This window comes from Nonomuraea aurantiaca (assembly GCF_020215705.1).
Taxonomy (GTDB): Bacteria; Actinomycetota; Actinomycetes; order Streptosporangiales; family Streptosporangiaceae; genus Nonomuraea; species Nonomuraea aurantiaca.
Genome location: NZ_JAIWNB010000008.1, coordinates 22306 through 42644, shown reverse-complemented (window position 1 = coordinate 42644; position 20339 = coordinate 22306). Strand labels below are relative to the sequence as shown.

22 protein-coding genes are annotated in these 20339 nt (G+C 70.9%); 5 read left to right on the top strand and 17 right to left on the bottom strand.

What is annotated here, in order from left to right; all coding sequences use genetic code 11:
• Positions 1-17: 17 nt before the first annotated feature.
• The 6 genes from LDL49_RS20260 to LDL49_RS20235 form a co-directional block, all read right to left on the bottom strand.
• Entirely contained in the window at positions 18-401 is a 384-nt protein-coding gene (locus LDL49_RS20260; RefSeq protein WP_225292665.1) for a DUF4326 domain-containing protein, read from the bottom strand.
• Between the two features lie 116 nt (positions 402-517).
• Positions 518-1255 (bottom strand): SAM-dependent methyltransferase, encoded by a 738-nt coding sequence (locus LDL49_RS20255; RefSeq protein ID WP_225292664.1) that lies wholly within the window; start codon positions 1253-1255, stop codon positions 518-520.
• Positions 1230-1847, bottom strand: a complete 618-nt coding sequence (locus LDL49_RS20250; RefSeq protein ID WP_225292663.1) for an SRPBCC family protein — start codon at positions 1845-1847, stop codon at positions 1230-1232. Before LDL49_RS20250 ends, LDL49_RS20255 begins: the two co-directional genes overlap by 26 nt.
• Entirely contained in the window at positions 1844-2203 is a 360-nt protein-coding gene (locus LDL49_RS20245; protein ID WP_225292662.1) for an ArsR/SmtB family transcription factor, read from the bottom strand. The genes LDL49_RS20250 and LDL49_RS20245 overlap by 4 nt, the downstream gene beginning before the upstream one ends.
• A gap of 190 nt (positions 2204-2393) precedes the next feature.
• Positions 2394-6146 (bottom strand): S8 family peptidase, encoded by a 3753-nt coding sequence (locus LDL49_RS20240; RefSeq protein ID WP_225292661.1) that lies wholly within the window; start codon positions 6144-6146, stop codon positions 2394-2396.
• Positions 6147-6380: 234 nt separating this feature from the next.
• On the bottom strand, positions 6381-7103 hold the full coding sequence (locus LDL49_RS20235) for an NAD(P)H-binding protein (protein ID WP_225292660.1): 723 nt from the start codon (positions 7101-7103) through the stop codon (positions 6381-6383).
• Positions 7104-7240: 137 nt separating this feature from the next.
• Here LDL49_RS20235 and LDL49_RS20230 point away from each other — a divergent pair, with 137 nt between their 5' ends.
• Positions 7241-8077: a pentapeptide repeat-containing protein gene (locus LDL49_RS20230; RefSeq protein ID WP_225292659.1), complete on the top strand. Its 837-nt coding sequence runs from the start codon at positions 7241-7243 to the stop codon at positions 8075-8077.
• Here the strand turns inward: LDL49_RS20230 and LDL49_RS58415 are convergent.
• The 3 genes from LDL49_RS58415 to LDL49_RS20215 all read right to left on the bottom strand — a co-directional run bounded on the left by LDL49_RS58415 (position 8013) and on the right by LDL49_RS20215 (position 12370).
• Entirely contained in the window at positions 8013-11432 is a 3420-nt protein-coding gene (locus LDL49_RS58415; protein WP_225292658.1) for an nSTAND1 domain-containing NTPase, read from the bottom strand. The genes LDL49_RS20230 and LDL49_RS58415 overlap by 65 nt on opposite strands.
• A gap of 50 nt (positions 11433-11482) precedes the next feature.
• Complete coding sequence (locus LDL49_RS20220; RefSeq protein WP_225292657.1) at positions 11483-11905, bottom strand: cupin domain-containing protein; 423 nt, start codon at positions 11903-11905, stop codon at positions 11483-11485.
• A gap of 90 nt (positions 11906-11995) precedes the next feature.
• A complete protein-coding gene (locus tag LDL49_RS20215; RefSeq protein ID WP_225292656.1) occupies positions 11996-12370 on the bottom strand; it encodes a GatB/YqeY domain-containing protein in 375 nt (124 codons plus the stop codon).
• Positions 12371-12441: 71 nt separating this feature from the next.
• Here LDL49_RS20215 and LDL49_RS20210 point away from each other — a divergent pair, with 71 nt between their 5' ends.
• The 3 genes from LDL49_RS20210 to LDL49_RS20200 are packed head-to-tail and all read left to right on the top strand — an operon-like array spanning position 12442 to position 13922.
• Positions 12442-12735: a TetR/AcrR family transcriptional regulator gene (locus tag LDL49_RS20210; RefSeq protein WP_225292655.1), complete on the top strand. Its 294-nt coding sequence runs from the start codon at positions 12442-12444 to the stop codon at positions 12733-12735.
• A 28-nt stretch (positions 12736-12763) separates the two neighbouring features.
• On the top strand, positions 12764-13561 hold the full coding sequence (locus tag LDL49_RS20205) for an alpha/beta fold hydrolase (protein WP_225292654.1): 798 nt from the start codon (positions 12764-12766) through the stop codon (positions 13559-13561).
• 43 nt (positions 13562-13604) lie between these two features.
• Positions 13605-13922, top strand: coding sequence for a YciI family protein (locus LDL49_RS20200; RefSeq protein ID WP_225292653.1), 318 nt, complete (start codon positions 13605-13607; stop codon positions 13920-13922).
• A gap of 6 nt (positions 13923-13928) precedes the next feature.
• Here the strand turns inward: LDL49_RS20200 and LDL49_RS20195 are convergent, their stop codons facing one another.
• The 8 genes from LDL49_RS20195 to LDL49_RS20160 all read right to left on the bottom strand — a co-directional run bounded on the left by LDL49_RS20195 (position 13929) and on the right by LDL49_RS20160 (position 19637).
• Positions 13929-14402 (bottom strand): IS5 family transposase, encoded by a 474-nt coding sequence (locus LDL49_RS20195; protein WP_225292981.1) that lies wholly within the window; start codon positions 14400-14402, stop codon positions 13929-13931.
• Entirely contained in the window at positions 14378-14650 is a 273-nt protein-coding gene (locus LDL49_RS59205) for a hypothetical protein (protein ID WP_372470380.1), read from the bottom strand. The genes LDL49_RS20195 and LDL49_RS59205 overlap by 25 nt, the downstream gene beginning before the upstream one ends.
• A gap of 177 nt (positions 14651-14827) precedes the next feature.
• Positions 14828-15223, bottom strand: coding sequence for a VOC family protein (locus LDL49_RS20185; protein WP_225292652.1), 396 nt, complete (start codon positions 15221-15223; stop codon positions 14828-14830).
• A 70-nt stretch (positions 15224-15293) separates the two neighbouring features.
• Positions 15294-16202: a helix-turn-helix domain-containing protein gene (locus tag LDL49_RS20180; protein ID WP_225292651.1), complete on the bottom strand. Its 909-nt coding sequence runs from the start codon at positions 16200-16202 to the stop codon at positions 15294-15296.
• A 44-nt stretch (positions 16203-16246) separates the two neighbouring features.
• Positions 16247-16660 carry a nuclear transport factor 2 family protein gene (locus LDL49_RS20175; RefSeq protein ID WP_225292650.1) on the bottom strand — a complete coding sequence of 138 codons (414 nt, stop codon included), beginning with the start codon at positions 16658-16660 and terminating at the stop codon, positions 16247-16249.
• A gap of 99 nt (positions 16661-16759) precedes the next feature.
• Complete coding sequence (locus LDL49_RS20170; RefSeq protein ID WP_225292649.1) at positions 16760-17623, bottom strand: NmrA family NAD(P)-binding protein; 864 nt, start codon at positions 17621-17623, stop codon at positions 16760-16762.
• Positions 17624-17673: 50 nt separating this feature from the next.
• On the bottom strand, positions 17674-19341 hold the full coding sequence (locus tag LDL49_RS20165; protein WP_225292648.1) for a CDGSH iron-sulfur domain-containing protein: 1668 nt from the start codon (positions 19339-19341) through the stop codon (positions 17674-17676).
• Positions 19338-19637, bottom strand: coding sequence for an antibiotic biosynthesis monooxygenase family protein (locus LDL49_RS20160; RefSeq protein WP_225292647.1), 300 nt, complete (start codon positions 19635-19637; stop codon positions 19338-19340). The genes LDL49_RS20165 and LDL49_RS20160 overlap by 4 nt, the downstream gene beginning before the upstream one ends.
• Before the next feature lie 79 nt (positions 19638-19716).
• On the opposite strand from LDL49_RS20160, the gene LDL49_RS20155 reads away from it, so the two are divergent.
• A complete protein-coding gene (locus LDL49_RS20155) occupies positions 19717-20289 on the top strand; it encodes a TetR/AcrR family transcriptional regulator (protein ID WP_225292646.1) in 573 nt (190 codons plus the stop codon).
• Positions 20290-20339 lie beyond the last annotated feature (50 nt).

The window sequence follows — 20339 nt, the reverse complement described above, 5'->3', positions numbered from 1 at the left end:
CAGTGATCGTCCGGCGATCACGAGCTTCGGCCCTCCGGGGGAGGCTCCTCATTGGCGAGCTCCAGAAGGACCTCGCCATGGCAGGCCTCGCCCTCGGGGCAAGGACAGCACAGCGATCGACCGCGCAGCTCGTGAAGGTGTTCGCGGATCCATCGCCGGTCGTACTGACGGTTTCCCACCCGGAGCACGTCCGGGTCCCCCGGAATCGAGCCGAGAATCCACGACCGATACCGCTGGGCGCACAGCTCGTGGGCGGCGTGCTCGTCATCGGCGATGCCGTCCGCGAGCGCGTCCGCCACCGTGAAGGGGTTGCCCCAGCGCGAGGTGCGGTCAACGATCACAGCGCCGGCCGGCTTCCGCCAACCGGCGGCACGACGCCGCCGAATCCGAACCGGGGTCATCCCCCGCCTCGAATCGACGATGGGCTCCAGAGCGCTGAGAACACTGGCGCACCCGCTCACGGATCGCGACGATGCAGCAAAGGTCAGAACTCAAGCCTAACGGAGTGTTATTCCGCCTACTGGGGGACGCGCCCCACAGCGCCCAGCAGGCCCGGCACGGACAGGTCCACGACCGCGTCCTCCTCCCAGTCCGGCCGCCAGGCCTGCACCGGCACCAGTCCGGGCGCCACCAGGTCGAGCCCGGCCAGGTAGCCGTTGATGCGGGTCAGTGAGCGGGCGGTCAGCGAGCCGGAGTTGGTGGCCGAGTAGACCTTCGCGCCCGCCCGTACGGTGGCCTGCTCGTCGTCGGGCGTGTAGAAGTGCGACAGCAGCAGGTAGCTGCCCGGGACGAGCGCGCCGCGGACCGTCGCGACGATCGCGTCCACCTCGTCGTGGTCGGGGATGAAGTGCAGGACAGCCAGCATCAGGACGGCGACGGGCCGATCGAAGTCGATGTGCTCGCGCAGGGCCGGATCGGCGAAGAGCTCCTTGGGCCGTCTGAGGTCGCCGTCGAGGACCTTGGTTCCTGGGCTGTCCTCCAGCAGTGCCCTGGCGTGGACGAGGACGACCGGGTCGTTGTCGATGTAGGCCGTCCTGGCATCGGCCGCGACGCGCTGGGCGACCTGGTGGACGTTGTCCTGGGTGGGCAGCCCCGCGCCGATGTCGACGAACTGGCGCACGCCCTCCTCGGCCAGCAACGACACGGCTTTGCCGAGGAAGGCGCGGTTGGCCTGGGTGGTGGGGCCTACGCTGGGGACGATCGAAATGATCTTGTCAGCGGTCGTCTGCTCAGGCCGGCGGGGCGTAGAAGGCACTGGTGTTGTCGGCCGCGGCCTTCGCCTGGTCGGCGGGGGCGCCCGCCGCCTCGTGGGCCTCCCCCCACAGCCGGCTGCACGTCCTGCTGTAGGCATGACCCTCCTCGCTCCCCTGCCAGGCGATCGGATCGCCGATGGATCCGCCCGTCAGGTGGAGGGCCAGGCCGAGCAGTCCCAGGTCCCAGCCGACGCCCACGGCGCCCGGTCCGAACCGGTCCCACATGTCGGGCGGCGCGGCGGCGGTGTGCCGGAGCTCGAACAGCGTGCGCTCGGCGCCGTCGGCCGACAGCCGTACCTCGACCTCGGAGAGGCCGGGGGCATCGCCGAAGACCCAGGTCACCTTGAAGCGGTGCGGCGGCTCGCACTCCAGCACCTCTCCACCGGCGTTGCCTTCGAGCTGGTAGTGGCCGCCGAGCTGAAGGTCCCCCTTGACGGGCAGGAACCAGCGGCTGATGCGCTCCGCGGACGTGCAGGCGTCCCACAGGTCCTCGATGTCGGCGTCGTAGTGGCGGCGCAGCACGACGGTCTTGAGCTCGTCGCCGTCTTCCAGTTGCCGGTGGACGTATTCGATCTGCTTGATGATGTCGATCATGTGGGCTCGTTTCTCGATGATGGGCCGGGAGCGCGGCGTTCCCGCTTGCCCCGCGCCAGCTCGGTGGCCAGCGCGTCCAGCCGCTGCTCCCAGAACCCGCGAAAGCGTTCCAGCCAGGCGTCGACCTCCCGCAGCGGGCCGGGCTCGACGGCGTAGAGCCGCCGGGTGCCCTCGGCTCGCACGCTGGCGAACCCGTTGTCCCGCAGCACCCGCAGGTGCTGCGAGACGGCCGGTTGGGAGATGCCGTGCTCGCTCTGGATGACCGCGGTGACCTCGCCGGAGCTCAGCTCGCCTTCGGCCAGCAGCTCCAGGATCCGGCGCCGGACCGGGTCTCCGAGGACGTCGAATGCATGCACATGACGGAGTATTTCAAGTCAGGCTTATATAAGTCAAATCTGGTATTCGAGCGCGTTGGGCGGCGCTCCTCATGGACCTGGCAGTCAGGTGTCGCCGGGCGGATGGGACCGGAGGGGGGTGGCCTATCCGCCCGGCGGGTCTGTGTGTCACCCTGCCGCGCAGGCGCGGATGACCGGCTGAGAGAGGGTGTCACCGTGCCGCGTAGGCGCGGATGACCTCCTGGGAGAAGGTGTTGCCCTCGACGTCGGCCGCCTTGAGCCGCAGCGAGACGAAGCTTCCGGGCCGCCGCTCCAGCGTGGCCTCGTAGGAGTCGCTGCCGCCCTTCGCGCGCAGGCGGGTCGCCCGCCACGTGGCGCCGTCGTCGTAGGACATCTCCAGGGACACCTCCTTCAGCGCGCTGCGCGCCGCCCCCTCCTGGCGATGGAGGGACACGCCGAGCTTGGCCGAGCGGGCCTGGTTCTTCAGGTCGACCGGCGCGTCGATCCCGGCCAGGATCAGCGGGATCACGGTGGCGACCCCCGCGTCCACGTGCTCCGAGCCGAACGTCCACACCGACCGGATGCGCGTGGACAGCTTCGCCCAGGTGGCCTCGTTGCGCACGTCGTACTCGATCCGGTACATGGACTTCTCCGCCGGCAGGAGCACGCTGCCCGAGGGCAGGTAGTTGGTCTGCTGGAGCAGTGAATCGCCCTGGTAGAGGCGGAAATCTGTTTTCATGCCGTGCTCGAATGCGCTGGTGTAGGCCTCGCCGTAATTGCCGCTCGCGTCGACGAAGCCCTGCATGGAGATGCGCAGCTTGTCGCCCTCCCTGCGCAGCGGATTGCGCGGGTTGACACCCGGCAGCAGCGGCTGCTTGAACCAGGTACGCTCCACCCGCTCCCCCGCCGCATAGCTGCGGAAGTCCGGCGACGACAGAGCGACGCGCGGAGTGTCCACGTGCGGCCACATCGTGTTGTAGTGCCGCTCGGGACTGCCCGCCGAGGCGCTCCAGCGCAGGTCGGGGTCGGGAGTGAAGTACTCGACCTGGGTACGCGGCGTCTTGGCCAGCGGCCGGTTCGTGGAGATCGACGAGGTGTCCCACGGCTCGAACACGAACCGCGCCTCGTTCACCGTCACGTCGTCCGCGAGCTGGCTGTGATAGCCCGACTCGACCCTGGCCAGCGACCGGTCACGCACCACGTACCGCAGCGAGTCCGGCACCCGGCCCTTCTCACGCAGGTACAGGTCGTACACGTAAGGGCTGGCCACGATCCCCTTGGCCAGGACGGGCACGGGCAGCCGCCGCAGCCGCTCGACCAGCTTCAGGCCCTCCTCCTGCGTCAGCCGGACGGTCGGGACCGTGAGCTTGACGCCGGTGCCGCCCGAGGTGATGTCCGCCCCAGGGTGGTCGCTGTAGATCGCCACCATTCTGGCTCCCGCGGCCGCGGCCGCGTTGGACTGGGCCGAGACGGGCACGCCGTCGGTACGGCGGATGACCGCCAGCTTGCCGCGCAGGTCGCGGGCCTTGATCTCCTCGGCCGTGCCCCGCCCGGCGTCGACCGCCGGAAGCAGGGCGGTGCCGTCCAGCTTCGGGTATTCCGTGGCGTAGTCGCTGAAGGAGACCGGGTCGTAGTACTGGGGGTTCAGGTCGAGACCCGGACTCGTCAGGGTGATCGCGGGCGCCTCCAGCCGCCAGCGGGTGGCGACGGTGAAGGTGCCTTTGGTGACCTTCCTGGTCGGCTGGATGAACAGCCGCTCCTCGACCTGCCCGCCGGGCGAGATGTTGGTGCCGCCGCGCAGCGCCGTCCCTTTCTCGCCGGCGCGGTACCAGGCGAGCTGCGCCGCGGCGCCCATGTTCCGCTTGGTCTTGTGGTCAGGGGTCCGGATCTCGACCTCGACGGCCTTGCGGGCGTTGAGTACGACCTCGGTGTCCCCGGTGATCTTCATCTCGGGATCGCCGACGAGGCTCTCGTTCAGCGGCTTGCCCGTCGCCGTGCTGTCCTGGGTGGCGGGCATGGTGAAGATGTGGCCGAGCACGGAGTAGGTGCCGGGCTTGACCAGCAGGCAGGTGCCGGCGCCGGACTTCTGCTCGGTGCACGGCTGCGCCGGGTCGCCGGGCAGGACGCGCCCGACCAGGGTGCCCTCGTCCAGGTTCAGCACCGTGAAGCCGCCGCGCGCGTTGCGGCCGTCCCTGGCCACGCCGCGTACCCGCAGCTCGACGCGCCGCTCCTCGACGCTCGCGGTCAGCAGGGTCCGTACGGTGGCGCCGCCGGGAACGCTCGCCGACAGTTCCTCCCGCAGCCGGCCGGGCGGCGCGCCCTTGAGCGTCACCTTCACCTCGGCCTGCCCGGCGACGGGCAGGGTCACCTTGCCGGGTTCGGCGGTGAACGGGCCGCCGGCCTTCAGGTCCAGCTCGACAGGCTCCTTGCCGAGGTTGCGGTACGTCATCGTGACGCTCTTGTCGGTGCCCTCCACGAGGCCGCCGAAGTTCACCGAACCCGCTGAGGCGACGACGGCGCCCTTCAGCGCCGCGCCGACGTCGATCCGGCCCGTGCCCCGCGCGTCGGCGGGCGTGCCCGGCATGGGCTTGGCGCTCTCCATCAGCAAGGACTTCAGCTCGGGGCCGGTGATGCCGGGCCGGGCCTGCCGCAGCAGCGCCGCGGCGCCCGCGACGTGCGGGGTGGCCATCGAGGTGCCCGACATCGTGACGTAGCCGCCGCCCGCCTTGGCGGCGGTGATCTCCACGCCCGGCGCGGTCACGTCGGGCTTGACCGAGCCGTCCACGGCGATCGGGCCCTTGCTGGAGAAGGCGGCCGGCTGGTCGGCGCGGTCGACCGCGCCGACGGTCAGCGCGTCGGCGGAGTCGCCGGGGGCTCCGACGCAGCCGTCGCAGCCGTCGTTGCCCGCCGCCACCACGAACAACGTGCCGTACTGCTGGGACAGCCGCGACACGGCCGAGGAGAGCGGCCCGCCCGCGACGCGGCTGCCCAGGCTCATGTTGACGACCTGCGCGTGCTTCTCCCCCGCCGCCCACTCCATGCCGTCGATGATCCAGGAGAGCTGGCCCTTGCCGTCGCCGCCCAGAACCCGGCCGTTCAGCAGCCCCGCGCCGGGCGCCACGCCCTTGCGGCGGCCCTCCGAGGCGGCGCCGGAGCCCGCGATGGTGCTCGCGACGTGGGTGCCGTGGCCGTTGGGGTCGCCGGTCGCGTTCTCGCCGGTGAAGTCGCGCTGGTCGGTCACCTTCCCGGCCAGGTCGCTATGGGTGGCGTCGATGCCGGTGTCGAGCACCGCCACGGTCGTGCCCGTGCCGTCGAAGCCGGCCGCCCACGCCTCGGGTGCGCCGATCTGGGGCACGCTGTTCTCCAGCACCGGCTCCACCTTGCGGTCGAGCCAGATCTTCGACACTCCGGCCAAGGGGCTCGCCGCGCGGGCTGCGGTTCCGGCGGCGAGCCCGGCCAGCGCGGCGCCGAAACGGGCCGCGTCATGGGTGGCGATCGACACTCCCGCGCCGCCGATGCTCTCCAGGGTGCGGAGCTGCTTGACGGCCGGGATGGCGGACTTGGCGGTGTTGCCCTCGTAGGTGAGGATGAGCGGGATCGCGACGTCGTAGCCGTCCTCGGCCAGCTCCGAGACGTCGAACAGGGCCGCGTCGAGACGCTGCGGGACCAGGGCGGCGACGTCGTCGGGGATGACGGTCAGCTGTCCGTCCGCCTCCAGCACCTGGAAGTTCGGTACGGAGCCGTCCGCGCGCGGGGCCGGGGTGATCGTCACCGCCTGGTGCCCGCCGTCGACGGCGCGTAGGTGCACCTGGTCGCCGGTGATGAGCGTGATCTCCCCGCCGGCCGTACCCACCGCGAGCCCGGAGGCCGCCACCTCGGCGCCGGCCCGGGAACCGGGCACCGACAGCGCGGAGACGGCCAGCACCGCCGCGACGGTGGCCACCGCCCTTCGCCCACGCAGCATTGACGACCTCCAGCGAATCGGTAAGAGAAGCTACCGAATTCCTAGTGGTCATGATCTGGCGTTGTCCATGCGAAAGGCATGGCCAGATCCCGACTTGTCGTGAACTCGCCAGCCCTCAAGGAGCGCTCACCCCCCGAACTCGGCGGCGTGATCGGCGACCCACTCCGTGAAGGTGCGCGCCGGACGGCCGAGCACGCGCTCCACCTCCCCGGTGACCCGCGCGGGCTGCCCGACTCATCTGGCGTACCTGGCCATCAGGGCCTCGGCGAACGGCTGCGGGAAGCCGCGCGCGACCATCCCCTGCGCCGCCGCCTCCGGCGCGATCTCCTGGTAGCGCAGCGGCCTGCCGATCACCTCGCCGATGATCGCCAATGTCTGCTCGTGGGTCAGTGACCGCGGGCCGGTCAGCTCCAGCCTCTGGCCCGCGAACTCGTCCGTGAGCAGCGCGCGGGCGCCGACCGCGGCCAGGTCGCGCTCGTGGATCAGTGCCTCGGCGAACTTCGCGTACGGCCCGCGCACGACGTCACCGGCCCGGATCTGGCCGCCCCACGAGGTCAGGGTGTTGACCGCGAACGAGCAGGGCCGCAGGCTCACCCACTCCAGACCGCTGCCGACGGCGGCCTCCTCGGCCTCCTTGTTCCTGTCGCCCCTGAAGCGGGACGGCTGGTCCGTGAGGTCGTCGTCGACGTTGCTCGCCGACAGCGCCACCACCCGCCGCACCCCGTTCCGCCGGGCCGACTCCAGCAGCTCGACGGCCCCACCGGCCACCGCGCGCGGGTGCAGGAACAGCGCGCTGACCCCGTCGAAGGCGTCCGGTCGCGCCACGACCTCCACGCCGTCGGGCAGCCCGGCGGTCTCCGGCGAACGGCTGACGGCGCGGACCTTGGCGCCCTGCGCGACGAGCAGCTCGATCAGGGGGCGTGCGACGAGGCCGGTGGCTCCGGTTACTAAGATCATGAGATGTCCCATCGATGTTGAGCGGTTTCCGATCTGAGAGTGGCGCCGGGCCCCGGAGTGTGACGTGCTCCCGGATTCTCGGCCGCGGAGCTGGGGTAATGTCGGAAGCCCGGTGTCCCAGAAGGAGACCTCTGCTCTTGTCCGAATCCCTGAAAGCCGACTGCGAGAGCTGCTTCGGGCTGTGCTGCGTGGCGCTGCCCTTCGCCGCCTCGGCCGACTTCGCGATCGACAAGGACGCCGGACGGCCGTGCCCCAACCTGGAGGCGGACTTCCGCTGCGGCATCCACCGCGATCTCAGAGAGCGCGGCTTCCCGGGCTGCACGGTCTATGACTGCTTCGGCGCGGGGCAGAAGGTCTCCCAGGTCACCTTCGTCGGGCAGGACTGGCGGCGGGCTCCGGAGACGGCCACGCGGATGTTCGCGGTGTTCCCGGTGGTGCGCCAGCTCCACGAGTTGCTGTGGTACCTGACCGAGGCGCTGAGCCTGGACCCGGCCCGCGAGCTCCACGACGACCTCCGCGCCGCGCTCGACGAGACCGGGCGTCTCAGCCGCGCCGACGCCGACGCGCTCCTGCTCGTGGACGTGCCCGCGCACCGGCAGAGCGTCAACACGCTGCTGCTGCGTACGAGCGAGCTGGTCCGGGGCGAGACCCCGCGCCGGAAGAACCGCAGGGGCGCCGACCTCATCGGGGCCAAGCTCAAGGGCGCCGACCTGCGGGGTGCCGACCTGCGCGGGGCCTACCTCATCGGCGCCGACCTGAGCGGCGCCGACCTGCGGCTGGCCGACCTGATCGGCGCCGATCTCCGAGGCGCCGAGCTGGCCGGTGCCGATCTCACGGGCAGCATCTTCCTCACCCAGCCGCAGCTCAATGCGGCCGGTGGCGACAGCGCCACCAAGCTGCCGTCCGCGCTCACGCGCCCGGCCCACTGGTCGGCCACGGACCGGCCACGACGGGGTGCCCGGCCTCGACGATGACGCGCCCCGCCGAGGCGTGAGGCGCTGACACCGGAGCACCTGGCGAGGTAAAGGCGCAGGGCCGCAGGGGTTTCATGTTCGGTACGAGCCGCGCCCACTCCTGCGGCTGGGGCACGGAGGCGATGTCGCAGGCATGGCGCAGCGACGCCCCTTCGTCCAGATCCCACCAGCGCACCGTGCCGAGCGCTCCGGTGACGGCCAGGCGGCCATGGCCGGAGGCGAAGCCCAGCGCCCGGATGGAGCCCTGGCGGGTGGACAGGGCGAACAGCTCGCGGCGCCCCTGGACCTGCCAGAGCCGCACCGTGCCGTCGTCGGAGCCGATCGCCAGCATGGTGCCGTCCGCGCTGTAGGCGAGCGCCGTGATCTGCGCGGTGGCGACCATGAGGAGCCGCCGCGAGGCGGGATCGCCGAGCTGCCGCACATAGACGGCCCGGTCCTCGCCTGTCGTCAGCGTCCCCACGCCGGGGTCGAACGCGAGCGTGCCCACCGTCCCGCTCGCCGTCCACTTGTCCACCCTGGTGGCTTGACCTGCGGTGATGTGCCACACCAGGATCTCGTTGCCATAGCCGCCCGCCACGAGGTCGCCTTCGGGGTCGATGGCGACACCGTGCTGGTCTCCGGCTCCGGAGTCGAGCCGGTAAAGCTCGGTGCGGCGCCGAAGGCTCCAGACCCGAATCCGGCCCCTGTCACCGCCGGCCACCAGCAGGTCTCCGTCCTTCCCGCCCCTGGCCAGAGCGCGGATGCGTGAGTAGGGCAGGGACAGCTGCTCGCACTGCCCGGTCGCGGCGGCGGGTCCGCCGTAGCGAACGACTCCGTCGACGGCACCCGTCACCAGCCCCCAGGGCCCCCAGGCCGCCGCGACCGCCTCCGGTTCGGGACAGCCGCGGATCTCCCAGCCCGCGGTGTCCCAGATGGCCCCGGTCGCGTCGGCGGCGGCGCTGACCAGCAGCGTCCCGCTGCGGGGGAAGGCGACCGCGTGTACGGCGGCGCTGTGGCCGGTCAGCTCGGCGACCCGGCGGCCCGCCGCCACGTCCCACAGCATGATCCGCTGGTCCTCACCCGCCGTGGCGAGCAGCTGGCCGTCGCCGCGGAAGTCGAGGTCCCACACGGCGCCGCGATGCCCGGTGAGCACGCCCGACGGGTGCCAGTCGGACGTGCGCCAGAGTCGTACGGCACCGTCGTCACCGGCGGCGGCCAGCCGCGTGCCGTCCGGGCTGAAGGCGACATCGTGCAACGCGTGCGCGCCCGCTTTGAGAGCCGGCGGCGACCCGCTCTCGCCGTCGGTGCGCCAGAGCCGCAGCCTCCCGTCGTGGCCGGCGGCGGCCAGCAGCGTGCCATCGGGGCTGAACGCGGCACCCTCGAACGCGTCGGACCCCCACGGCGGAGCCGGCAGCGCCCGCAGGTCGCTCACCCGCCACAGCACGACCCCGGTCCCGGCCACGGCCAGGATCGAGCCCTTCTGATCGAAGGACAGGCCGCCCATCGCCGTGCCGCCCGGCAGCTCGCGCGTCGCCAGCCGCTTGCCGGTGCCGGCGTCCCACATCCGCAACCGCTTGTCGTCGCCCGCCCCGGCGACCAGGCGGCCGTCCGGGCTGACGGCGATGGCGGTGAGGCGGGCGGAGAGGTCTTCCAGCGTATGGGTCACGGTCCGGCGGCGCGCGTCCCACAGCAGGGCGCGGCCACCGTGGTCGACGGTGGCGAGCGTCGAGCCGTCGGCGCTGAAGGACGCCCCCCACAGCGCCGCCCCGTGCCCGGCCAGGCGACCGGCGAACCCTCCTGCCTGCGTGCTCATCAGCGCGCCGAGCGACTGCGGCGTGCGGTCCTGCTCGACGGCCGCCGCGGCGAGCAGCGCCGACACCTCCGGCCGGTGGCCGGCCAGCCGGGCCGCCTCGACCGACAGCCGCCCGGCCAGGGAGCTCCGTTCCTGCCGGTGCGCCTCCGCCGCCTGCCTGACCGCCACCACCGTGCCGACCGCGGTCAGCGCCAGCGTGATTCCCAGGCAGCGGACCAGGCGGCGTAGCCTGCGGTTACGCCGCACCGTCTCCACCTGCTCGGCCTCGCGGCATTGCCGGCTGGCGGCCAGGAAGGCGCACTCGGCGGGGGTGAGGGCCACGGCGAGCGCCGCGTCGGCCCATTCGCGCAGCATGGTCAGCTGGGGACCGCGCGCCAGCAGGCCGTCGTCGCGGCCCGCGCGTTCCCACGCCTCGGCGGCGCCGGCGAGCTGCCGCCTGATCCGGAGCCCGGCCCGGTCGGCGTCGATCCAGCCTTTCAGCCGGGGCCAGGCGTCGAACAGGACCTCGTGGCTGATCTCCACCCACGCGGCGTTGGCCGTCAGCAGCCGGGCCCGGATGAAGGCCTCCAGGACGGCCTCGTCCCCGTCGTCGGTCAGTGCCTGGCGGGCGAGCCGGCGGCGGGTGTCGGCCGTCCCGTCGCCGACCTGGATCAGCCGCAGCAGCATCTGCCGGGCCACCTGCTGCTGCGCCGGGTCGAGCTCCGCGTACGCCTGCTCCGCCGTGACCTCGATCGCCCCCCGGATGCCGCCCGTACGCTCGTAGCCCGCGACGGTGAGCAGGCTGCCGGTCCGCTGCTGCCAGGTCGCCCGCAGGGCATGGGACAGCAGGGGCAGCGCCCCGGCGTCGCAGGCGCCGCTGGTCCGGGCGCCCACGTCGCGCAGCAGCAGCTCGACCAGGCCGGCTTCGATGTCCAGCTGCGCCACGGCGGCCGGTTCGCTGATCGCCTGCCGCAGCTGCCCGGCCGCCATCGGCCCGAGCGGCAGGCACCGCGCCCGCAGCGCCGCCAGCAGCGGCGGGTGGGCCACGCACTGGCCGTAGAAATCGGCGCGTACGCCCAGGACCACCGCGAGGCCGGCCGCCGCCCGGTGGCACAGCTCGGCGATGAACGCCTGCCGAGCGGCCTCGTCCCCGCAGAGCGTGAACAGCTCCTCGAACTGGTCGACGATCACCAGCGTGCGGGAGTCGACGCCGCCCAGCTCGCGCATCGGCTGGGCGGTCGGCGTCAGGTACGCCACACTCGGCCGGCCGGGCCGGCGACCGGGAAGCGCGCCCCGCAGCACGGCCGGGGCCAGACCGGCGCGCAGCAGCGAGGACTTGCCCACTCCCGGCGGGCCGATCACGATCGCCGGATGACCTGCCGTCTCGGGGTCGGCGAGCAGGGCCAGCAGGTCGGTCACGGCCCGTTCGCGGCCGAAGAACAAGCGCGCGTCCCCGGTGCGGAAGGACGTCAGCCCCGGATAGGGGCAGCCGGCCGCGGGCCGGGACCGCGAACGGCCCGTCTCGACCCGCCGCCGCGGCTCGGCTCCGAACTCGGCCTCACGAGAATCCGCTGCGTTCGCCACACGGGAAATCTACCGTCACCCAACGTGATGGGAGATGGACTCTTCGTATATCAGGAGATGCTGGTGGCCCTCATGGTCGGGGTAACCCGTAGATGGCGTCGTTCGGCCAACTCCTCCGCGCTGACCACGGTCAGAATCGGGGTGCCAGGGAGCGCGAACATGGTCACCACCATCTGCGACTGCGCGTCCGGAAGGTTGTTGGCGCCCTGGAGGTGGATCACGTCGCCCCCGGGCTCGAACAGGGCGTCACCGGCCTTGAGCACCCGGGGCGGCTGCCCCTCCAGCTCGAAGAGGACCTCTCCCTGGGTCACGTAGCCGAAGATCGGCCCGGGATGCCGGTGCGGCGGCGCACCGGGGTCACCGGGCGCCAGGGTGACCCGGACGGTCCTGGCCTCGGCACCGGCCGGGATCCGGGCCGCCGCCTCCGGCAGGGTCGCGATCACCTCAACACCTGGGGGCAGGTGTGCGCTCATGTGTTCCTCCATACCAAACGGGGATTGTCCGGAGTGAGGACAAGACGGCCGCCCCGTTTGTGACAGCCCTACGCGATGGTCGTGGTGTGCTCAGACGGTCGGCTTCAGGTACCGGCTCAGCACCTCGGCCTCCGCGCGGAGCCGTTCGGCGTGGTCGTGGCGGCCCAGCCGCTCGTACTCCTGTGCGGCGACTGAGCGCTCCCGCACTTCCTTCTCCACGATCGACAACAGCTCGGCCTCGGTGAGGAGGCGACGTTCTACGTCGGCGGAGCCCAGGCCGGCGGTCGAGCCTGCGAAGTGTTCGTTCCGGGTGATTCCGTGCTCCGCGGCGCCGGGAGACGGGGAGTCGACAGGGACGGCTTCGGCGTTCTCGATCGCCGCCAGGGCAGAGCGGAGCGCGGTGACTGCGATGTGGTCGCGGGCCTTGAGGGCGGTTTTCAGGTCGTCGCGCAGGGTGGCGCGCATGGGCCGAACTCCTGATCCGGTGAGGGGGCATGGTCGGGGTGGCGGTAGCAATACGGCTGTACGATAGCGGGGTGCCGCGGGTTGCCGATCATGACCAGCGTCGTGTCCAGATCGCACGGGCATTCCAGCGTCTGCTCGCCGCGGAGGGGCTGGGCGGCGTCTCGTTCTCGCGCGTGGCGGCGGAGGCCGGGGTTTCGGTCGGGCTTATTCAGCACTACTTCGCCGGCAAGGATGAGCTGCTGCGCTTCGCCTATGACGACGCCGTGCGTCGCATGAGCGAGCGGGTGCGGGTGCGCGTCCGCGAGGGTTCTGATGCCGGTCTCCAGATCTCGCGTTCGATCGGCAATCCGCGACGCGCACATTGACCGCGGTGTTCGCACCATGACCCAGCACGTGACCGTACGGCTGAGCAGCGGCGCCATCCGTGGCCGCCGGCTTGACGGCCATCTCTTGTTCCGGGGGATTCCTTATGCCGCCGCCCCGATCGGAGACAGGCGATGGCGACCGCCCGCGCCGGTCGAGCCGTGGCCCCGGGTCCGGGACGCGACCGAACCCGGAAATCCGGCGCCGCAGTCGGCCCAGTCGTTCGCGGACGTCACCTCCATAGACGAGGACTGCCTGACGCTCGACATCACCGTGCCGGAGGCCCAGGGCATCGGGCGTCCGGTGCTGGTATGGCTGCATGGCGGCGGCGGGACGAACGGCAGTGCCGCCGCCTACGATGCACGGCGGCTGGCCGTAGCCGGCGGCGTCGTCGTGGCACCGAACTTCCGGCTCGGCGCGTTCGGGTGCTTCGGCCGCCCGGCTCTCGCCGACGGGGGCACCTTCGGTCTGCGGGACCAGCAGGCCGTACTGCGCTGGGTGCGGCGGGAAATCGCGCGGTTCGGCGGCGACCCGGCGAATGTGACCCTGGTCGGAGAATCGTACGGGGCCCTCATGATCGCGGCGCACCTCGTGTCACCCGCATCGGCAGGGCTGTTCCACCGAGCGATCCTGCAGAGCGCGTTCTCGGTACTGGGCACGACGCCGCCGCACACCTTCATTCCCGGTGTTCCGGCGCTGCCGCCGAGGTGGTCCCCGGTGGCCGAACTGGAGCGGTTCGGCGCCGCGGTCGCGGCCGAGCGCGGCTGGGTCACGCCGGGCAGCGATCCCGAGTCGGCACTAGGCCCTGTTTCAAAAACGGATCAATGAGTGCGATGATTTGCCGATCGCCTAAGGAGATCTGAGGGACGGGATGCTCCACTTGTTGTTTCTGCAGTACACGGCGTCGGAGCGGGAGGCAGAGCCATTCGTCGCTGCTCATGTCGAGTTCCTGGAACGTCATCACCGCGATGGCATGTTCTTGCTGTCGGGGCAGACGGTGCCCTCGGCTCTGGGTGGGGCCATCGTGGCATACGGCATTGACCGTGTGGCTGCCGAGCGGATGGCTGCCGAGGATCCGTTTGTTGTGGCTGGCGTCGCCAAGTACACGGTCACGACGATCGATGTGGGGCGGGTGCACCCAACATTGGCTGCGGTGCTAGAGGTGGAGCAGTCTCGGGTGCGCGGCTGATGGTGGCTACAGCCACTCGTTGATGGCGGCGATGGTGATGGTGGCTTCATAGCGGACGGCCAGCTTTTCGTACCTGGTCGCAACGGCCCGGTGGCGTTTGAGTCGGTTGATGCCACATTCCACGGCGTGACGCTCCCGGTAGTCGATCTTGCAGAACGTGGGCGGCCGACCTCCTCGGCTGCCCCGGTTCTTACGGTGACGGATCTGATCTGTCTTCTCCGGGATCGTGCACGCGATGCCGCGCCTGCGCAGGTAGGCGCGGTTGGCGCGCGAGCCGTACGCCTTATCGGCACGGACCCTGTCCGGACGCTTGCACGGGCGCCCCGGCCCCAGCCGGGGCACACTGATCCGCTCCAGCACGAGCTGGAACTGAGGAGAATCCCCGCGTTGACCAGCAGTGATGATCAGCGATAACAGCTTCTGCCCCTGCTCGACGGCCAGGTGCAGCTTGGTGGTCAGCCCACCCCGAGAGCGGCCCAGGCGATGGTCGGCAGGCTCGATATCGATGCCGCCGGGCGTCTCGACCTGCAGATCCCCCTTTTACGTGCACCAGCGGCGTGCTGGTGCGCGCGGGTGATCGTGGAGTCCACGCTCACATCCCAGGTGATCGGCCCCTTGGCGTCGGCTCTGGCCTGCAGCTCCTTCAAGATCCGAGCCCACGTGCCGTCCCGCTGCCACCGCCGAAACAGCCCGTACACGGTCTCCCACTCGCCATACCGGGCTGGCACGTCCCGCCACGGCGATCCCGCCCGCGCGGACCTGCCGGTCTGGCCCGACGTCAGCGCCGGTTACGTTCAATCCCTGGCACCCGAACGGATCGGCGGCACGGACTACGTGGCCGAGCACGGCCTCGACTTCTGGGCACGAATGCCCTGACCTTCGGCGCCCACCGATCCAAGGTCGGCTCAGCGGAGGTCGCCGGTGATGATCCACAGATGGCCGAATGGGTCACGGACGCGGCCCGAGCGCTTGCCGTAGGGCCGGTTCTCGATGGGCACGAGCACCTCGGCGCCGTGGGCGATCATGCGTTCGCCGACCGCGTCCGAGTCGCCGACCTCGATCTCGAGGAGTACCGCGGAGCCGCCGAGGTCGCTTGGTGAGAGCCAGCCCCACGACGAGACGGCCGGCGAGACGCGGAAGGACGAACCACCGATGCGGTGGTCGACGACGGGGGGCCGTCCATCGTCGCCCTGCGGAGCACGGAACACTTGCTCGGCGCCGAGGGCGTCCTGGTAGAACGCCGACGCGCGGTCCGGGTCGGGCACGATGAGACGAGGGGTAATGCGGATATCTGGCGTCATGTGCCCATGGTGAGGTCGGGCGGGCGTAGGGGTCTTGAACATATGGGAACGAACGCGCCCGCATCGGCTGTCACCTGGACGCGCGCTCCTCGCTCGGCAGCCGGTTGGACGCGCGCTTCTCGCCCGGTGGCCGGTTGGAGGCACGCTTCTCGCCCGGTGGCCGGTTGGAGGCCGGCGAACCCCGTACGGCCAGGCCTTCGGCGCGCAGCCACTCGGTGGGCGTGCACCCGGCCATGGCCCGCCACTCCCGGGTGAGGTGCGCCTGATCGGCGAATCCCGACGCGGCGGCCACCGCCGCCAGACCGTCCGCTCCCCCACCGGCGGCGGCCACGAGCCGGCCCCGGGCGGCCTCGAAGCGGACGAGCCGTTGGTACTCCTTCGGCGTCACCCCGAACTCGGTACGAACCGTACTGCTCAGGTGCCGCCGGGAGCACCCGAGCAGCTGAGCGGCCTCCTGCACCCGGGTGGTCCCGGAAAGGACCGCGAGTGTGGCCCGCAGCTCGCGACTGTTGGCACGTTCGCCGTGCCGTGCCAGGCCGGTGAGCAGAGAGCGTTCGACGAGGGCGCGACGTTGCGACCAGGACCCGCAGGCCGCCAAACGCTCCGGCAGGTCCGCCATCGCCGGGACGATGTCGGCGAGATCGGCGATGTCCCCGGCCAGTGCCGAGGAGGGAAGTCCCAGCAGCGCGCCGGCGCCCAGTGGGCTGAGCGTCAACCACACGCCGCGTGTGCACCCCTCTTGCCGCAGCTCGGCAGCGCTCAGATGGAGTCCGGCCACCACTGCCCGGAGCCGTCTGCGTGAGCCGGGCCGCCCGACCCAGGCGATCTCCAGCGGGTCCTCCTCGGGGATCGTGATCGACACCGTGGATGAGGGAAGCCCGCGATGTACGCCGCCCGAGCCCGGCCCGAGATCGTACGCGGCCAGCGTCGCCACGAAGGGCGCCAAGGCGGTGGAGATCTGGTCGGCGGGAACGGTCACCTTGTCACACTACGGCGGACAAGCTCCAGGGCGGCTGACCGTGGTCATGAGCTGCCGAGACCCCCGAGAGGCGCTCGCCGCGCGATGATCTTGCGGTGGCTGATCCGCCACCCCTGGTCGCCGTACGAGATGACATCGTCGTAGGTCGCGCTTCCGCAGGTGCCGCCCGCCATGATGGCGATCCCTTTGGACCGGGCCCGGACCCTGCCGTCGGCGAGTTCGGTGAGCACGACATTGGTCACGTGATGGCCCACGGGGTTTCGCGCGCCCAGAGTGAGCGCGGCGTCCCGGATCGCCGCCACCCCCTCCAGCAATCCGACGCCGAAGTCGGTGGAGTCATAGACGATGTCAGGGGTGAACAGCTCGTCCAACCGGTCGAGCTCACCGTCGTCGAACAGGTGCCCGTGCAGGGAGATCAGCTCTGTGATGGCCGCGCGATCGTCGGCGCTCAGTGTCATGCCGGTCAGATTAAGTGGGGAACTCCCCACTTAACAAGTGGCCATGGGCTCCCGCATCGGCCTGCCCGCCCAGGCGCTCGGAAACCTGGCATCACTCTTTCACCCAGGGTGTGTGCTTGCCGAGAACGCCTGGCGGTAGTCAGCGACGAACTCGGCGAGTGAGCGCGGCGCGCGGCCGAGGAGACGCTCGATGTCGTCGCTGACGGCGGCGGCGTGACCGCTCGCGTAGAAGCCGTAGAGCTCGATCAGGCCGTCCACCCGCCAGGGATCTAGTCCGGCGGCGGTCAGCTGGTCGCGGGCCTGTTCCGGTGACAGCGCCGAGTAGCGGACGTTCGAGCCCGCGACAGCACCGAACTGGTCGGCGATCTCGGCGTGCGTGAGCGATTGTGGTCCGGTGAGTGTGTAGGTCGCGCGGTCGTGCCCGTCGGTGGTCAGCACGTGCGCGGCCGCGTCAGCGACGTCACGGGCGTCCACGAACGAGATCGCGGCGTCGCCGGCGGGAGCCGCGAGTGTCCCGGCGCGGATCGCGCCCGCCATGGTGAACAGGTTCTGGAAGAAGCCGTTGGGGGCCAGCACCGTATAGGGCAGGTCACTGGCTCTCAGCGCGGCCAGCCCTTCGGCGTGCGCGTTCAGGAAACGGACGCCTCGCACGTTCTGGTCGAGCCCGGCCGCGGCCAGCAGCACGATCCGCGGCCGGTTCCCACCTCGGACCGCGGCCTCGATCACATTGCGGGCGAACCGCGCCATTCGCGGATGCACCGGCGTGACCAGGAAGACCGCGTCGGCGTCCGCATACGCGGCGACCAGCGTTGACATGTCGTCCAGGTCGGCGGTGACCCGCTGGATGCCCGGTTCAGGGGAGGCCGTGGTGCGCGATATGGCACGCGTGGGCACGCCCCGTTCTCGCTGTCCCCGCACCAGCAGTGTGCCGACAGTGCCCGTGGCGCCGGTGACGACGATCATGGCGGGATTGCTCCGTTCCGTCGAGGAGGACGCCGGCTTCGCCTTACGGCTTACGGTGCGGTTCCTTCGGTGATCCATCGGGCGAAGAGGTCGACCTGCTCGGCGGACCAGGCGCCGTCGCACGGCATGGTGCCCTGGCGGAGCCGGTGCAGGATCGCGTCGGCATGCTGGGCGACGTCTTCCTGTGACCACAGGTCGAAGGCGAAACTCATCGATTTGCGGTCCACTTCCCGGAACAGCGGCTTGATGTGGTCGGCGAAACCGACCGGCTCACCAGGTGCCGGGAGCCGCACCTGCGCACGTCGCGCGGGTGGTGCCAGTGCGGAGACGCGGGAGCCGGGCTTGGCCTCGCACACCCACCACCATTGGGGCACCGGCATGTGCGGTGGCGGTGTGGCGCCGGGCTGGGAGTTCTCCAGCGCGATCCTCGAGCCCCATTCGATGTAACCGGCGAACGCCGCCCGGAACTCCGGGTCGGTGGGCAGCCCGGCGTCGTCGGCGGCCTGGCTGATGAGCTGCGCCCATCGGGCTCGCCATTGTTCGGTCAGCGCCTTGCCGGCGTGCTCGGCGACCATGTGGTCGTACCCGCCGTACTGCTCGGTGTAGAGCTTGGGGCCGCCGAACGTCTCGGCGAGCCATGCGGCGACGCGTTCTGGATGGTCCGGCGACATTCGGGCGAACAACGGACCGAGCAGGTCGTCCTGTGGGACGTACTTCTCATAGAAGATGTGCGTCATACGCCTTAGCGCGGGCAGGCCGCCGGCCCACTCGAAGATCGTGGGGTCCTCCGGCTGCGGCGGATCGGCGAAGCCGACGTAGTAGTGCATGCCGCTGCAGAGCGGTTTGTTCCGTGAGTGGCCGCACCGGCACAGACTGTAGTGCTCCCGGGAGGAGTCGCCGCCGAGCGGGATGCCGCCGGTGATACGGTACGGGCCGTCCTTGGACACCTCGATCGCGGGTTCGCGCCGCGGGTCGGGAACCTGATGACCGTCGATCGTGGCGCGGAGCGCACCGGACGGGCAGGCGCGTACGGCCCGGACGATCTCGTCGGCCCGGCCGCCGCTGGGCGCCACGAACGGTTCCTCGCCCACCCGGAACACCATGGGCAGCCGATCGGTGCACAGTCCGGAGTGGGCGCATACGCCGCGGTTGTCCTGGACGGTGACCTGCACGCCTTCGTAGGTGTCGAGCTGGTCAGGCACTCTGGCCGGGTCCTTGGCGCCGCTGAACCCGATGCGGGCATGGCTGCCGTCGCACAGCGGTTTGGTGGCGGACTGACCGCATCGGCACAGCGTCATCTGCGGGAACGTCTGGATGGGCGCGCCCAGCCAGTTGGTGACACTCGAGACGTTGGTGACCAGATAGGGTCCGTCGTCCGCGACGTCGACGCGTGACTCCAGGTCGCCTTGGATGTCCGCCAGTTCGGCGATCCGCTTGGTCAAGGAGTCGGTGTCCGCGGCGAACAAGCAGGCCAGGTGCTGCAACGCGGCCGTGGCCTCGATCAAGCCCTGGTGCGCGCCTGATCTGGCACGCAGTCGCGTAGCGTCCTTGGCCAGCTTCCACAGGCGCTCGGCGGGGGTGCCGTCCTCCGCGACCTCGGCTTCGGGTTCAGTGAGCGCCGCGGTCAGCGGCCGGATCACCGTTTCGGCGAGCGGCTCACCCGGTGCCAGATCTCGGTTGAGCAGACGGGCCCGTGCCAGTAACTCAGCCGTGTTCATCGGGACCCGAAGCGGACGTCGTAGTGCTTCATCTCGTCGATGCCGGAGAAGAAGGGCTTCACCGCGGCGAAGAATTCACCGAACCTGCGGCTGCGGCGGAAACCCTGCTCGTGTCCTTCGACGGAGTCCCATTCGATCCGCGCCGTGTAGTGCTCGGGCTCCTCGACGCCTCGGGCGATCTCGTAAGCCAGGCAGTGCGGGTCGCCGTCGAGCACACTCGACGCCGTCTTGTACGCCTGCTCGAACTCGTCGGCTCGATCAGCTGGAACCGTATATCGGATGTACTCGATGACCACGATGGAGGCCCCTTTATAGAGTGAGGCAAGAGATACTTTCGTTACATTACAGCATTGTAATGGAATAGGTGGCGGGATCATGACACGGAAGACCGGGCGAACACGGGACGCCACCATCGACGCCCGGATCCTGGCCGTCGCCCGGCGCCATCTGGCCGTCTACGGCTATGAGCGCATGTCGCTGGCCGCCGTCGCCCAGGAGGCGGGCACCAGCCGCCCGGCCCTGTATCGCAGGTGGCCGGGCAAGGCCGAGCTCGCCGCCGCCGCGGTGGGGAGCATGATCGAGGAGAAGCAGGCGAACCCGCCGATGGATCCCTATGCCGCGTTGGTCGCCGAACTGGCCGACTTCCAGCGCGGCGTCTCCAGGCCGGGCCGGCTCTCGCTCGTCGGCACCATGCTGCAGGACACCACCGAACCGGAGGTGCTCGCCCGTTACCGCGCCCGTGTGGTCGCACCGCGGCGCCGCCGCATCCTCGCCATCCTCCAGTCGGCACAGCGGAGCGGTCTCATCGACGCCGATGCCGATCTGGAGATCGCCGTCACCATGTGCACGGGCAGCTGGTACGGCCGGGCGCTGGCCGACCCCACCCCACCACCCCACTGGCCAGAGCGGACCGCGGCCCTCATCTGGCACGCCCTCGGCGGCCGCTGACCGCAGGCTCCGCACCCTCGGCCAGGGCCGCGTACGTCCGGAAACCGGTG

Bases quoted from the DNA above. Each gene is read 5' to 3' on its own strand.
- LDL49_RS20260 (WP_225292665.1), bottom strand. From the start codon at position 401: ATGACCCCGGTTCGGATTCGGCGGCGTCGTGCCGCCGGTTGGCGGAAG.
- LDL49_RS20250 (WP_225292663.1), bottom strand. From the start codon at position 1,847: ATGATCGACATCATCAAGCAGATCGAATACGTCCACCGGCAACTGGAA.
- LDL49_RS20240 (WP_225292661.1), bottom strand. From the start codon at position 6,146: ATGCTGCGTGGGCGAAGGGCGGTGGCCACCGTCGCGGCGGTGCTGGCC.
- LDL49_RS20235 (WP_225292660.1), bottom strand. From the start codon at position 7,103: ATGATCTTAGTAACCGGAGCCACCGGCCTCGTCGCACGCCCCCTGATC.
- LDL49_RS20220 (WP_225292657.1), bottom strand. From the start codon at position 11,905: ATGAGCGCACACCTGCCCCCAGGTGTTGAGGTGATCGCGACCCTGCCG.
- LDL49_RS20215 (WP_225292656.1), bottom strand. From the start codon at position 12,370: ATGCGCGCCACCCTGCGCGACGACCTGAAAACCGCCCTCAAGGCCCGC.
- LDL49_RS20200 (WP_225292653.1), top strand. From the start codon at position 13,605: ATGCTCCACTTGTTGTTTCTGCAGTACACGGCGTCGGAGCGGGAGGCA.
- LDL49_RS20185 (WP_225292652.1), bottom strand. From the start codon at position 15,223: ATGACGCCAGATATCCGCATTACCCCTCGTCTCATCGTGCCCGACCCG.
- LDL49_RS20175 (WP_225292650.1), bottom strand. From the start codon at position 16,660: ATGACACTGAGCGCCGACGATCGCGCGGCCATCACAGAGCTGATCTCC.
- LDL49_RS20170 (WP_225292649.1), bottom strand. From the start codon at position 17,623: ATGATCGTCGTCACCGGCGCCACGGGCACTGTCGGCACACTGCTGGTG.
- LDL49_RS20165 (WP_225292648.1), bottom strand. From the start codon at position 19,341: ATGAACACGGCTGAGTTACTGGCACGGGCCCGTCTGCTCAACCGAGAT.
- LDL49_RS20155 (WP_225292646.1), top strand. From the start codon at position 19,717: ATGACACGGAAGACCGGGCGAACACGGGACGCCACCATCGACGCCCGG.